Source organism: Nitratireductor sp. GCM10026969 (assembly GCF_042660605.1).
Taxonomy (GTDB): Bacteria; Pseudomonadota; Alphaproteobacteria; order Rhizobiales; family Rhizobiaceae; genus Chelativorans.
This window is the reverse complement of record NZ_JBHSUM010000025.1, coordinates 1-12,066: the sequence shown is the minus strand read 5'-3', so window position 1 is coordinate 12,066 and position 12,066 is coordinate 1. Positions and strand designations below refer to the sequence as shown.

General features: G+C 61.6%; 13 protein-coding genes and 2 pseudogenes. 7 read left to right on the top strand and 8 right to left on the bottom strand.

The genetic code is table 11. The features are described 5' to 3' along the window. Positions 1 to 2: 2 nt before the first annotated feature. Positions 3 to 689: pseudogene (locus tag ACFP9U_RS08220) on the bottom strand (DUF3100 domain-containing protein); the annotation flags it as partial. Positions 690 to 709: 20 nt separating this feature from the next. Between ACFP9U_RS08220 and ACFP9U_RS08215 the strand changes: the two are divergent. Genes ACFP9U_RS08215 through ACFP9U_RS08205 form a run of 3 tightly spaced genes read left to right on the top strand, consistent with a single transcriptional unit; the run spans position 710 to position 1,537 of the window. Further along, positions 710 to 889 (top strand): hypothetical protein, encoded by a 180-nt coding sequence (locus ACFP9U_RS08215; RefSeq protein ID WP_378620483.1) that lies wholly within the window; start codon positions 710 to 712, stop codon positions 887 to 889. Positions 890 to 907: 18 nt separating this feature from the next. After that, a complete protein-coding gene (locus ACFP9U_RS08210) occupies positions 908 to 1,303 on the top strand; it encodes an invasion associated locus B family protein (protein ID WP_378620482.1) in 396 nt (131 codons plus the stop codon). A 9-nt stretch (positions 1,304 to 1,312) separates the two neighbouring features. Further along, positions 1,313 to 1,537: a helix-turn-helix domain-containing protein gene (locus ACFP9U_RS08205; protein WP_378620480.1), complete on the top strand. Its 225-nt coding sequence runs from the start codon at positions 1,313 to 1,315 to the stop codon at positions 1,535 to 1,537. A gap of 129 nt (positions 1,538 to 1,666) precedes the next feature. Here ACFP9U_RS08205 and ACFP9U_RS08200 read toward each other — a convergent pair. The 3 genes and pseudogenes from ACFP9U_RS08200 to ACFP9U_RS08190 all read right to left on the bottom strand — a co-directional run. Then, a pseudogene (locus tag ACFP9U_RS08200) lies at positions 1,667 to 1,876 on the bottom strand (transposase); the annotation flags it as partial. Between the two features lie 92 nt (positions 1,877 to 1,968). Next, positions 1,969 to 2,328: a hypothetical protein gene (locus ACFP9U_RS08195; RefSeq protein ID WP_378620478.1), complete on the bottom strand. Its 360-nt coding sequence runs from the start codon at positions 2,326 to 2,328 to the stop codon at positions 1,969 to 1,971. Positions 2,329 to 2,363: 35 nt separating this feature from the next. Further along, a complete protein-coding gene (locus tag ACFP9U_RS08190) occupies positions 2,364 to 2,834 on the bottom strand; it encodes a DUF4265 domain-containing protein (protein ID WP_378620477.1) in 471 nt (156 codons plus the stop codon). A gap of 142 nt (positions 2,835 to 2,976) precedes the next feature. Here ACFP9U_RS08190 and ACFP9U_RS08185 point away from each other — a divergent pair, with 142 nt between their 5' ends. Beyond that, the gene (locus ACFP9U_RS08185; RefSeq protein WP_378620475.1) at positions 2,977 to 3,477 is read left to right on the top strand and encodes a DUF805 domain-containing protein; all 501 of its coding nucleotides are present in this window, start codon (positions 2,977 to 2,979) and stop codon (positions 3,475 to 3,477) included. Positions 3,478 to 3,831: 354 nt separating this feature from the next. On the opposite strand, the gene ACFP9U_RS08180 is transcribed toward ACFP9U_RS08185, so the two are convergent. The 4 genes from ACFP9U_RS08180 to ACFP9U_RS08165 form a co-directional block, all read right to left on the bottom strand. Beyond that, positions 3,832 to 4,335: a hypothetical protein gene (locus tag ACFP9U_RS08180; protein WP_378620474.1), complete on the bottom strand. Its 504-nt coding sequence runs from the start codon at positions 4,333 to 4,335 to the stop codon at positions 3,832 to 3,834. A 301-nt stretch (positions 4,336 to 4,636) separates the two neighbouring features. Then, on the bottom strand, positions 4,637 to 4,834 hold the full coding sequence (locus ACFP9U_RS08175) for a hypothetical protein (protein WP_378620472.1): 198 nt from the start codon (positions 4,832 to 4,834) through the stop codon (positions 4,637 to 4,639). Between the two features lie 516 nt (positions 4,835 to 5,350). Continuing rightward, on the bottom strand, positions 5,351 to 8,239 hold the full coding sequence (locus ACFP9U_RS08170; protein ID WP_378620470.1) for a tetratricopeptide repeat protein: 2,889 nt from the start codon (positions 8,237 to 8,239) through the stop codon (positions 5,351 to 5,353). Positions 8,240 to 8,280: 41 nt separating this feature from the next. Beyond that, complete coding sequence (locus ACFP9U_RS08165; RefSeq protein ID WP_378620469.1) at positions 8,281 to 8,895, bottom strand: hypothetical protein; 615 nt, start codon at positions 8,893 to 8,895, stop codon at positions 8,281 to 8,283. Between the two features lie 1,059 nt (positions 8,896 to 9,954). On the opposite strand from ACFP9U_RS08165, the gene ACFP9U_RS08160 reads away from it, so the two are divergent. The 3 genes from ACFP9U_RS08160 (at position 9,955) to ACFP9U_RS08150 (ending at position 11,942) form a co-directional block, all read left to right on the top strand. Next, positions 9,955 to 10,383 carry a MarR family winged helix-turn-helix transcriptional regulator gene (locus ACFP9U_RS08160; RefSeq protein WP_378620467.1) on the top strand — a complete coding sequence of 143 codons (429 nt, stop codon included), beginning with the start codon at positions 9,955 to 9,957 and terminating at the stop codon, positions 10,381 to 10,383. Between the two features lie 72 nt (positions 10,384 to 10,455). Beyond that, positions 10,456 to 10,959, top strand: a complete 504-nt coding sequence (locus tag ACFP9U_RS08155) for a 2Fe-2S iron-sulfur cluster-binding protein (protein ID WP_378620466.1) — start codon at positions 10,456 to 10,458, stop codon at positions 10,957 to 10,959. Further along, positions 10,956 to 11,942, top strand: a complete 987-nt coding sequence (locus tag ACFP9U_RS08150; RefSeq protein WP_378620464.1) for an FAD binding domain-containing protein — start codon at positions 10,956 to 10,958, stop codon at positions 11,940 to 11,942. The genes ACFP9U_RS08155 and ACFP9U_RS08150 overlap by 4 nt, the downstream gene beginning before the upstream one ends. Positions 11,943 to 12,066 lie beyond the last annotated feature (124 nt).

The window sequence follows — 12,066 nt, the reverse complement described above, 5'->3', positions numbered from 1 at the left end:
GGTCATTCTCCGGCAATCTTGGTGGCGGGCTCCTTGCGGCCCAGCAAGTCATAGAGCTTCTCGGTCACCGGCAGAGCGACGAAGATGCACAGATAGAGCCCGGTTGCGTAGGTCAGCACATTGCTGGCGCCTGCCAGAGCGAGGATCTGATCTTTCATCTCCGGAACTGCATGGGACAGAGCGCCCGAGCAGGCAGCCATCATCGAGCCCGAGCCAATGCCGCAGGCCATCGCCAGCGCTTCGATGCTGAACAGCCCCGAGGTCGCCAGAAGCGAAGCCAGGATGGCGAAGATGAAGGTGCCGAACAGCGTGCCGATGACATAGACGCCCATGACACCCGCGCCTTCGGGGGATTTCAGCCCGTATTTGTCGGCGATGATGGCGATGTTCGGCTCGCGCGCGACCGAGAAACTGGCGCCCACCGCTTCGCGCCCCATGCCAAGGAGCACCACGGCTACCGGGAACGCCAGCAGGATGGTGCCCAGATTTCCAAGCTCCTGCATGATCAGCGCCGGTCCGGCAGCGATGATCTTTTCCATCGACGGGCCGATGATCGTGCCGAACTTGGCGATGAACGGCATGATCGCGATGACGATCAGCGGCGAGGCGGCACGGACCTCACGCTGGCCCATCCAGGCCCCGGCCTTGCGCACGACATTGGGGTTGAGAACCAACCCCATGACGAAGGCGTAAAGCTTTGGCCGGCGTCATGATCGCGGCCAACGGATACCGCCAGCCGATGACCGAAGAGAGAACCATGCCAAGTCGTTCCATTGGATTCACCACCCTTTCCGTTCTCTTTGCCCTAGCCATGGTAGCTCCCGCTTCGGCTCAAGAGGCGACGCTTCCCGGCAATGCTGCAACCTTGCGCGAAATCCATGGCGATTGAACCGTCGCCTGTGCACTCGTGTCAGCGCGTGATGTTGGCAAGACCAAGCGCTGCGCGTTCTCCCAGCAGCAATTTTCCCAGCAGACCCGCCAACGGGCGCTAGTGATCGAACTCAGACCCGAAAACGAGGGCGTCAGGGGCACCCTCGTTCTACCATTCGGGTTGGCCCTCGAAAACGGCATTACCTACCAACTCGAAGATGGCGCAGAGGGTGCCGTGCAACATTTCCGCACCTGTCTTCCGGTCGGCTGCGTTGTCGATGTCGCATTTGACGCCAGCACCGTCGCCTCGCTCAGAGCCGACAACCAGCTCAATGTAAATGCTACCGCCGATGGCGGGCAGGAGATGGTCTTCTCCGTCTCTCTGAGCGGATTTTCGAGCGCTCATGACCGCGTGGCGACGCTCCTCCAATAGTTGCACCCAATGGACGAGGCGCTGCGCTTCCTCAGATATGTTCTCGCGGCAGCAGAGTTGGGCAGCATGCGCCGAGTCGAGCGAACCTTCCGCGTGCGCGAATCCACCGTCAGCCGCAATATCCGAGCCCTCGAGCAGCAACTGGACATTCAGATATTCCAGCGCCACAACAGTGGCGTCCGGCTTACAGATGAAGGGCTGGGACTGGGTCGAGAGCGTGCGCAAACACTATGACGGCCTGGAAGAGGCTCTGAGCAGCACCGCGCAGCGCAACAGAAACGGGGAGCAACTCCACATCGGTCTTTCTGCGCCCTTCGGCCGTGAGTTCAGCCACGGTCGCCTGGTCCCGTTCCGCTCGGCATAGCGGATGACAGCCATTGCTCCGACTACGAGCATCTGGCGCAGATAACGATTGCCGGCTTTGGAGATGCTACCGAGCTTCTCCTTGCCTCCGCTTGAGTTCTGCTTGGGAACGAGCCCGATCCAGGCCGAGAGGCAGCGCCCCGACTTGAACGCGTGCGCATCAGCGACGGTGGCGACGAACGCACTCTCCAGCAACGGGCCCACGCCCGGTACCGCCGGCGAAGACGAGCTTCGTGCCGATCTCGCGGTTGCGCATGGTGAAGAACTGGTCGATGTAGGCGGTTCGCCCTGCGGACCCCGCTTCATGACGCGCCGGCATCGTTGTATTTGTAGGACTTGCGGTGGCCGTTGTCGGTGACGACCTGGATGCGGTTCTCCTCGTCCCAGCTGATCGTGCGCTGCGTGCCGCTCTGCGTGTGGTCCCAGCCGGCGTGGTTGCCGTTTAAGTCATAGCTGTAGGCGCGCTCGCCGATCAAACTCGCCGCGTGCGCCTGGGCAACCTCGTGGGAATAGGTCCAGTCGTAGCTGATCTTCGTCTGCGTAATGGCCGAACCGCCCGGCGTGTGGCGCAAATGCTGCTGGTTCTTCGCCGCGATGTTGTAGATCGTGTCGTAGGCCATCGACAGCTGGAAGGTCTCGGCTTGTTGGACTGGGTCTCCCACAGGCCTGTCGCACCTGTCAGAAGCTGGAAAATCCGCTACGCAAGCCACCAGTCGAGAGGTGTCGTTCCGTCTTTCTCGTCGTCGTATACGTTTCCGTAGTGCCAATCCGCTCCTGGCAAGTTTGCGATAATTTCTTGTATGCACAGTTCGATTTTCTGGAACCCATTGCTGACCGGAATTGATAGTACCAATTGTCGATCGGTCAGGCCGTCGACTGATCCGGTGAGGGCGAGTGTCAATCGGCTCTCAATTTTTTGCAGATTTTCTACCGGTCTCTCGAGAAGAATCTGGACACAGACATTTCCGCCTCTGGAAATGACTGAAAAAGCACCTTCCTCCGCAACCTCAATGATATCTGCTTTCGCCACACCGAGGACAAGCCCCGGCGAGGCGCGCAATTCGTACTTCCCATCTCCCAGAGCAATCACTGGAAGATTCTCGAATACGGGGTTCCCTGAGCTCGCGCGGCCCACCAACAGGTTCAAGGTCTCAATCTGATCGGCCATACGGCGCCGCCTTTGTTGATAAACAGCCGGGTCGGTTGCCCCGGTTGCATTATATACTTAAAGATCTCCGGGGGTGTTTCTCGGAATGTTCTCGTGAGCCGGGCGAGGCAACCGCACCCTGATTGACAGGAGGCGATGCCGCATGAATCCCATACCGCTACTCACCACATTTGAAGGCCGCATAAGCCGCTCCAAGCTCTGGATCGGCGTGCTGTATCTCATCATACTCTCCGCCATCTTCTACGCCATTCTATACCCATTCTTCGGCACCGCCATTTTCACCTCGCCCTACAGCGACGGCCTTACGGCCAGGGCGCTCGCAAGTCTGATCACGACTGCCCTGTTCGCATGGCCTTCCACGGCGATCGCGGTGAAGCGGCTGCGGGATCGCAACCGGCCCCTGTGGTTCGTCGCCATTTTCTGGGCGCCGACGGTGATAACCATCTTAGCTCAGCTGGCTGGGATCGGTTTTGAAAGGATGCAGGCGCAGGGTGAGGTCATTATGGTTCCCAACATGTTGGGCATGACCATCTCCTTACTGGGCCTCCCCGTCGCCCTTTGGGCGCTTGTGGAGCTCGGCTTCCTGAAGGGAACGGTGGGTCCGAACCCGCATGGTCCCGACCCATTAGCCGCGAAAGCCTGACGGGCTGGTTCGCGGGCGCGGCCTCCGAGTGGGAAAGGCCGCGCTCCGTTGGTTGAAGCTGGCGCTCGGTGCGAGCCGCGCTGCGATAGACGCAAAAAGCCCACCGCGGCGAGCGACGGGCTTCTGGTCAGGCAGGCGAGGATCAGCAAGCGTTGTGCAGCCTCGCCGCGTTGGACTGGATGACAATGTTGCCCACCTGGTCGTATGCATGAGAGAGCTTCTGGAAGCTGCGGCCCGTATGCCTCGACAGCGCCATGAGGCTGTCGAGCCCGGCGCGTCGTCGGCACGTAGGAGAATCGCGTCTCCGTGCCGTTGCGGGCGCGCCATAGCGGCAGCCGCCGCTAGGCTCAGCGACTACATGTCGAGGAGCGGACAGGGCTTGGTATTGCCTTCCGCCCAGGCGCGAATGGGCCGGGTGAACGCCCCGGTGGCAAGCGGCGCAAAGACAGTGACGTGACTTCCCCCGCCGGCCGGCTCGACATCTGCGACGAGATAGACATACCATCCCTCCGCGCCGATATTATTCGGAGAGTAGTGCTCGATGACGAGCGACGAGTGGCCCCCCACCGTCTCCACCCGCGTGCGGTAGCTGTCCCTGAAGACCGCATTCATGCCCGATCCAGGGCTGCCGCCGAGGCGGGTGAGCGAGGTCTGCGAACCGAAGTTCAGGCATTCGGCGGAACGCGAGCGCCATGTCGCGGCGACGGCCGAGGCGGGCCGGCTCACATCATATTCCTGTTTACCGACAAGCGACGATGAGGCGGCGAACTCGCGATAGCCTTCCACGGTCGTGGGCAATGTCATACAGCCGGCCAGCAGTGCGGTGAGGCCGAGTGCAACGGCGGTTCTGATATACATGCTTGACGGTCCCCCTCAGTGGAAATGAACTCTGGAGTGATGAAGGTTGAGCTGTTCGCTGGAGCGCTCACTCCTCAGCTATTCAAAAATTCTGTGATAGATCTCTCAAAATCTTGATTGAAGCTGTCGGAACGAATCTCTAGCCATACCAAAGCATACTACTAGTGAGTGTATTTTCCACATTCCCTTCGTGGAGACTGATCGAGCAGGCGAGGGCCTCCGCCGCCGGTGGGTCAATGCGCCGGCAAGCGAACGGTATCAGCGAAGGGAATAAGCGCATGAGCCGCGACATAGTTGAGCGTCACGAGAACGTCGCCCTTGGGGTGACCATGATCGTGCTGACGGTCCTTGCGATGTCGTTCGCCGATGCTGTCGTCAAATATGTCAGTGCCGCCTTCCCCACCAGGATCTCGCCAACCTCGTCCACGCCGACAACGGAAGGGGTCAGCACTTCCCCCAGCGCATTGGGGATCAGATCCGGGCCGCCCTCGCCGAACACGGCGATCAGCGAGTTGTGGTGGTACCGAGGTCGATACCGACAAGCGCCACAACCGGGCCCTCCCCTCTCTCTGCGGCCACCGAAGCGCCAACGCCCCCCACCGCCCTGAAGGCCCGCAACAGGCCAGGATCGCCTTGCGGCGTAATCATTCGCTCGGCGTAAACAGTTTGCGATGTACGCAACGAGACCCGGGACTGTTAACGGGGCCGGCGATGTGTTTCAAGGGACTGGTCACCGAGCAGCCACGCGGCATCGGCAAGGAGCGGCGTCCAATTCCAAAGGCCCGTCGGGCACGGCAGCCGAGTTGACGATGCACCGGCCTTGAGGACCGGTCGCGGTATCGGACTGATGCAGCGGCGCCAGTCGGTGCGATCACATGTCCAGGAGCACACAGGGGCCTCGTATCGCCCTCGGCCGATACGCGAAGGGCCTGGTGAATGCCCCCGAGCGATGTCCCGACATCTTGCGCAACCTGAGAACATCGAAGGCCTGTAGTTCCCGAAGCGGCCCCTTCTCTCACCCTAGGATCTGCTTCAAGAGCTCGTCCGCCTGGCGGTGCCCCTGCGCCGCGGCGGCCTTGAGCCATTTGACGGCTTCCCTCTGATTGCGCGGCACGCCCTCGCCGTCGAGATGCATGCAGCCGATATTGTGCTGGGCGTCCGCGTCGCCTTGATCGGCGGCGAGGTGAAACCACGTCAGGGCTTCCACCAGGTCTCGTTCCACGCCGTGTCCGTTGTAGTACATGAAACCGAGATTGAGCTGCGCGGTAGCGTAACCCTGCTCAGCCGAAAGGCGATACCACCGGACCGATTCCTGATAATCTTGCTGCACGCCCTTGCCGGTGTCGTACCGGTAGCCGAGATGGAACTGGGCGGCGGGTTGTCCCTGTTCGGCGGCCAGCAGAAACCATCTGGTGGCCTCCGCCTGGTCCTCCGGCACGCCCTGACCCCTATTGTCCATGTACCCCATATTGTACTGGCCGTCGGCCTCTCCCTGATCGGCTGCGAGAGAGAACCACGTCATCGCTTCGAGATAATCCTGCACCACGCCCCGGCCGGCATGATACATCGTGCCCAGATTGATCTGCGCTGAGGCGTCACCCTGCTCGGCGGCGAGACGGTACCACCTGATCGCCTCCCTGTAGTCCTGAGCGACACCTTCGCCGATCTCGTATTTGTGGCCGAGGTTATGCTGGGCGACAGGGTGGTCCTGCTCGGCGGCAAGCCGAAACCAGCTGATCGCCTCCACGACGTCCCGCTCAGTGCCTTGGCCCTTGTCGTACATGAAACCGAGATTGACTTGCGCGGCAGGATGCCCCTGCTCGGCGGCGAGGCGGTACCATTTGAGCGCCTCCACCTTGCTCCGCGTGACGCCGCGGCCCTTGTCGTACATGAGACCGAGGTTGAACTGGCCGCCGGACTCGCCTTGCTCGGCCGCCAAGTGAAACCAACTGACCGCCGCCTCAGGGTCAGGCTCCACGCCCTCACCATTGAGATGCATGACGCCGAGATTGTTCTGGGACCTAGCATATCCCGCCTCGGCGGCAAAGCGGTGCAGCTGCATTGCTTCCCCATAGTCTTGTTTCACACTCCGGCCATATCGATACATTTCGGCAAGGCAGCATTGCGCGGGCGGATAGCCCTGATCGGCGGCGAGCCCGTACCATTTGACCGCCTCCGCATAGTTCCGCTCCACACCGTCGCCCGTCTCGTAGCTGTCGCCGAGATTGTACTGGGCGACAGGGTGACCCTCATCGGCCGCCAGGCGGACCCATCTAATCGCTTCATCCAGATCCTGCTCGACACCCTGGCCGGCGCCGTACATGAAGCCCAGATTGATCTGCGCGGCGGCGTAGCCCTGCTCCGCGGAAAGGCGATACCACTTCAGCGCCTCGCCGTCGCTCTGCTCGACGCCCTGGCCCTTATCGAACATGAGGCCCATATTGTACTGGCCGCGCGGATCCTCCCGATCGGCCGCCAGGTGGAAGCACTTGATCGCCTCGGCGGGGCTCGGCTCCATACCCTCGCCGTTGAGAAACATCACGCCGAGATCGGTAAGCGCGTCCACGTCGCCCTGTTCGGCGGCAAGGCGGAACCATTTGACCGCCTCCTCGGCGTCCTGTTCCACGCCCTCGCCGAGCCTGTACATCCCGCCGAGATTGTATTGCGCGACCTCATAGCCCTGCTCGGCGGCGAGGCGATACCACTTGGCCGCCTCGGCGTCATTCACCTCAACCCCATCGCCGTTGCGGTACAGGATACCGAGACAGTTCTGAGCGATGGCGTTGCCGTGCCCGGCGGCGAGGCGGAACCACTTCGCGGCTTCCGCCATGTCCTGTTCGACGCCCTCGCCGTCGCGGTACATGAGGCCAAGGTTCTTCTGGGCGGCGCCGTCGCCCTGATCGGCAGCAAGACGGAACAGCCTGGCGGCCTCCACCGGTGCCTCCTCCATGCCCTCGCCCAACCAATGCATGATGGCGAGATTGTTCTGCGCCTGCGGATGGCCTTGTTCGGCGGCCAGCCGGTACCACTTGGCGGCCTCAACGAGGTCCTCCTCTACGCCCTCGCCATGGCGGTACATGGTACCGAGATTGATCTGCGCATCGGCATCGCCCGCCTCGGCAGCCTTGCGATACCACCTGGCGGCCTCGGCTGGATCCCGCTCCACACCCTCGCCGTGGTGATAAAAGGTGGCGAGGTTGAACTGCGCGAGCACATGGCCCTGCTCTGCCGCAAGGCGATACCATTTGAGGGCTTCCGCAAGGTCCCGCTCGACGCCTTTGCCTTCGCGGTGAAGATAGCCGAGACTGTTCTGGGCCGAGGCATTTCCCTGCTCGGCGGCGAGACGAAACCATTTGGCCGCCTCCGCATGGTCCTGCTCCACGCCGCCGCCGGTGTGGTAGAGAGTGCCGAGATTGTTCTGCGGGGGCGCGTATCCCTGCTCGGCCGAACGGCGGAGCCATTTCGCGGCCTCCTCGCTGTTCTGCGCAACACCCTCGCCGAACAGGTACATGAGGGCGAGGTTGTATTGCGCGCCCTTGTGGCCTTGCGCGGCGGCACGACCGTACCACTTGGCGGCCTCCCCCAGGTCCTGTGCCACGCCCTCGCCGGCGTCGTACATGTAGCCGAGACCGTTCTGCGCGCCGGCATGGCCTCCATCGGCAGCGCGTCGATACCACTTGATGGCTTCTTCGCTGCTCTGCTCGACACCCTTTCCCTCCCGGCAGAGACGCACGATCATCGCTTGCGCGGTGGCATTGCCCTCGTCGGCGAGCGGCCTCGCCAAGGCGAGCGCCCGTCCGTAATCGCCGTCCTCAAAGGCCGTGACCACCTCGTCCGTTCGGTTGTCGGGCGGCGGCGCGGCGGGCTCGGCGGACGGACGCGAGGTCGGATCGGAGGGCTTCATCTATCTTTTCCCGCTTGACTGCTACGGAGGTATCTCGCTGTTCAGGCGCCGGTAAAGACGGTCCGCCCCATCAGGGCGCCGTTCGTCGGGAACTCGCCGGCGGCAGCGTAGTCATAGCCAAAGCCGACCAAATAGTCCGGCAGGCCGAGCAGGTGCACGATGGCCTCGTGCGTCTCGATCGCAGAGGCGTTCTGCTCGGCTTGGATCGCGAGGATTTCCCTGATCTGCGTTTCCGAGACGCCAGGCTTGAGCCCAGCCAGCACCTCGGCACCCGAAAGACGCGGCTTCAGGCGCTCTTCGCTCGGATTCGCGTCGAAATAGCCGGGGCAGGATTTGTATTCGGAGACCTGCCTGCCGTTGTGGAAGGTATCGATCGACAGAATATCGTCATCGTGATTGAGAACACAGATCGCAATAGCCTGGAAATGTTCGGACAAACGCCCCACATGGAGCGCGATGGTCCCGGGATCCTGCGTAACCTCCATATCGGTGTAGCAGGACCATCCGCCTACTTCAGGGCCCACGAACGCATCGTGCTTGCTGTTCAAATATGCAAACAGATCGTCATGGTTGACGTCCTTCACGGTCGTATTGACGTAGAATTTTCCCACGGAAGCGTGCCCTACCCCAGATTGCAGGCCGGTGTGTATCACCATGAACGTACCGTGCCGTCAACAGCGACCGCGACATCAGGCTTTCTGCCAATACATTGCAACGGGCTCTCTCCGCATACGGAACGATCGCGTCGTAGCAAGGTGCCGACAGAGGAGGCTCAGCAGACTTTTGTTTATACGGCAATTCCCCTCTGTCGTTGCGCGGTATGCCGCCAAGAAGCCATCATCCGCGATCGGCGCCCTGCACTGGCGACTATCTTTCGATACCGGCCTTGGTCCCGAAATCACGTGCGCATGAACGTTCACGCGATCGCTCGACTTCTACGTTGTTCCCAGGATCGAGGTGACGAGCGGTGAGCCCGATTGCGGGAGAAGCGGCCCCAGTGAGGACAGCATTGGGTGCCTCTCTCTCAATAGTTCCATCCGTCGCAGATGAAATGACCGGATCAGGTTGCAACCGAGACAATACCTGCGCGGGCGCGTGAGCCCACTTTGCCCTGATCGGCAGGTAAAAAACAGTTATCCCGCGAAGGTCACCCGCGTTAATATTGGTTGCGAGGTGATTTGAACCTGCAAGCTAAGCCATTGAATTTCGGTGATGCGAATGATGGGTGAAATTGGCCTATCTTGGATAAACGCTTGCCCAAATTGGATTATTTTAGCTGGAGTTGGTTGCGGGGGCGCGCAACCGTCGATATCAGCAGGGTCTTTTCCAGGCGGCGGCATAACCGGCCAGGATAGTCCAGACTTGCTTTCTAACAACTCGTTCAGCGGATGGGCTTTGTCCCCCTCGTCGCCTGCCGCTTAGCCAACCTACCGATAGCACGAAAAGGCTAAAGGCCTGACACTCGGGGCGCCACGGAGAGCCTTCCAACCGAGGAGGCAGACGTCAAAGTTGCGCCATAAGACGTCCTTGTCGAATCGGTCTGCGAATGTCCTGCTTGGGGCCGTAGGGCGACAGTCCGCTTGGGAAAGGCGTTCGTGGAAGCCGACATGTTATGCATTGATTCATGTGAGGGATCGCAGCAAGCGGCTTAAGCCTCCATCTTCGGACGATCCGGTGATCTGGTCACGCGTGACTTGCCGGCATATTGTGTATGTATGACGATGCCGACCGATGAACAAATAGAAGCGCTTGCAGCAGCGCTCGATGCTTTTGCGCGGCGGTTCAAGCTGGCTGATGCAGGGTCCGTCAGGCCGCTCACCGAAATCGACAAACAGCTTCTGCAATATGTGAACAGGCATCCCGACTGCGGGCCCACCGACGTTGCGCGCTTCCTCGCTGTGGCGACAACCACGATCTCCTCGGCGACCGATCGCCTCGCAAAACGCGGGCTTCTCGAGCGGCATCGGCCCGAAGGTGATCGGAGGGCCGTTGCCTTACGGCTTTCCAAGGCGGGCAAAACCTATGTCGCCAACCAGCAGCAGGCTTATCTCAAAATGTTTCGAACGATGCTGGAGAGGCTTTCGCCGGACGAGAGAGATAACTTTGTCGCGATGATGGCGAAAATCGCGTACTACGAAGATTGAATAGTACGTATTTCGTATTATCTTGATGCAGGGCGTAACAGTGTCTTCAGCAACCTGCACCGGGATGAAACGATGGCGATACGCATCAACGACACCGAGGTAGCCGTTCCCGACGATCCACGGGTTTCCCTGCTCGATCTCCTTCGCGAACAACTGCATCTGACCGGCACCAAGGTCGGCTGCAACCAGGGCGCATGCGGCGCCTGCACGGTCCTGATCGATGGCGAAAGGGTGCTGTCGTGCCTGACGCTTGCGATCCAGGCCGATGGACGTTCGGTAACGACGATTGAAGGATTGGGCAGCGACGCCGACCCGCATCCGCTGCAAACGGCTTTCATTGAGCATGATGGCTTTCAATGCGGCTACTGCACACCCGGTCAGATCTGCGCCGCCGTCGCGATGCTGCGCGAGATCGCTGATTGCGTGCCCAGCTACGTGACCGCAGACCTTGCCGCGCGCGCATCGCTCTCGCCCGAGGAGATACGCGAACGCATGAGCGGCAATCTCTGCCGGTGCGGCGCGCACAACGGGATTGTCGAGGCAATCCTTCAGGTGGCAAGGGAGGAAGTGATATGACCCCGTTTACCTACATGCGCGCATCCTCGATCGAGGATGCTGTAAAGTTCTCAACCCGCGAGGGGCACAGGTTGCTTGGTGGCGGGACGAACCTTGTCGACCTGATGCGCAAGGGCGTCGAGCATCCGACAGCCCTGGTGGATGTTACCGCGCTTTCATCCGAAATCCAGGAAACGGATCAGGGTGGTCTGCTCATCGGCGCGGCCGTGCGCAACAGCACGGTCGCCGCGCACCCGCTGGTCCGTACCCGCTTTCCGGTGCTCTCCCGCGCGATCCTTGCCGGCGCGTCGGCTCAGATTCGCAACATGGCGACGGTCGCCGGCAATCTCATGCAGCGCACGCGCTGCCTTTACTTCAACGATGCCGCGGGCTCGCGCTGCAACAAGCGAGAGTTGGGAAGCGGCTGCGACGCCCTTGAGGGCTTCAACCGCTATCACGCGATCATCGGCGCCTCGGGCTCTTGTGTCGCAACGCACCCCTCCGACATGTGCGTGGCGCTGGCCGCGCTCGGCGCGCAGGTTCATCTTGCCGGCGGCAAAGACGCGCGGACGGTTCCTCTTGTCGATTTTCACCTTCTGCCGGGCGAGCGGCCCGATCTGGAAACCGTGCTTGAAGCAGGCGAGATCATCATAGCTGTTGAGATCCCCGCGTCCCCGATCGCCGGCCGCTCGACCTATCGGAAGGTGAGGGATCGCGCGAGCTATGCCTTCGCGCTGGTTTCCGTTGCCGCAGCCATCACCACAAGGGATGGGGCGGTCGACGACATCCGACTCGCCTTCGGCGGCATTGCGCCGAAGCCGTGGCGAGCTTTTTTGGCCGAAAAGGCGCTACGCGGCGGCCCGGCGACGCCTGAAGCCATCGCAGCTGCGATGGACACCGAACTCGCGAGCGCCCGGCCCCTGGCCGGCAACGCCTTCAAGGTGGAACTGGCCAAGCGCACTGCCGGGGCGGTGCTTACCGAACTGACCGGAGAGGGCCGATGAGCAGAATGCAGAATGTCGTCATAGATTCGGTCAAGACGGTGCTGGGCTGGGTGCCCGAGCGCTGGGTGCCCGAGCGCTGGCTGCCCGGCGGCACGCCCGATCCCTTGATTGGGCGGCGCGGCGC

Coding starts and splice junctions, on each gene's coding strand:
- ACFP9U_RS08155 (WP_378620466.1), top strand. CDS start 10,456: ATGGCGATACGCATCAACGACACCGAGGTAGCCGTTCCCGACGATCCA.
- ACFP9U_RS08185 (WP_378620475.1), top strand. CDS start 2,977: ATGAATCCCATACCGCTACTCACCACATTTGAAGGCCGCATAAGCCGC.
- ACFP9U_RS08160 (WP_378620467.1), top strand. CDS start 9,955: ATGACGATGCCGACCGATGAACAAATAGAAGCGCTTGCAGCAGCGCTC.
- ACFP9U_RS08190 (WP_378620477.1), bottom strand. CDS start 2,834: ATGGCCGATCAGATTGAGACCTTGAACCTGTTGGTGGGCCGCGCGAGC.
- ACFP9U_RS08170 (WP_378620470.1), bottom strand. CDS start 8,239: ATGAAGCCCTCCGATCCGACCTCGCGTCCGTCCGCCGAGCCCGCCGCG.
- ACFP9U_RS08205 (WP_378620480.1), top strand. CDS start 1,313: ATGGACGAGGCGCTGCGCTTCCTCAGATATGTTCTCGCGGCAGCAGAG.
- ACFP9U_RS08165 (WP_378620469.1), bottom strand. CDS start 8,895: ATGGTGATACACACCGGCCTGCAATCTGGGGTAGGGCACGCTTCCGTG.
- ACFP9U_RS08150 (WP_378620464.1), top strand. CDS start 10,956: ATGACCCCGTTTACCTACATGCGCGCATCCTCGATCGAGGATGCTGTA.
- ACFP9U_RS08180 (WP_378620474.1), bottom strand. CDS start 4,335: ATGTATATCAGAACCGCCGTTGCACTCGGCCTCACCGCACTGCTGGCC.
- ACFP9U_RS08215 (WP_378620483.1), top strand. CDS start 710: ATGATCGCGGCCAACGGATACCGCCAGCCGATGACCGAAGAGAGAACC.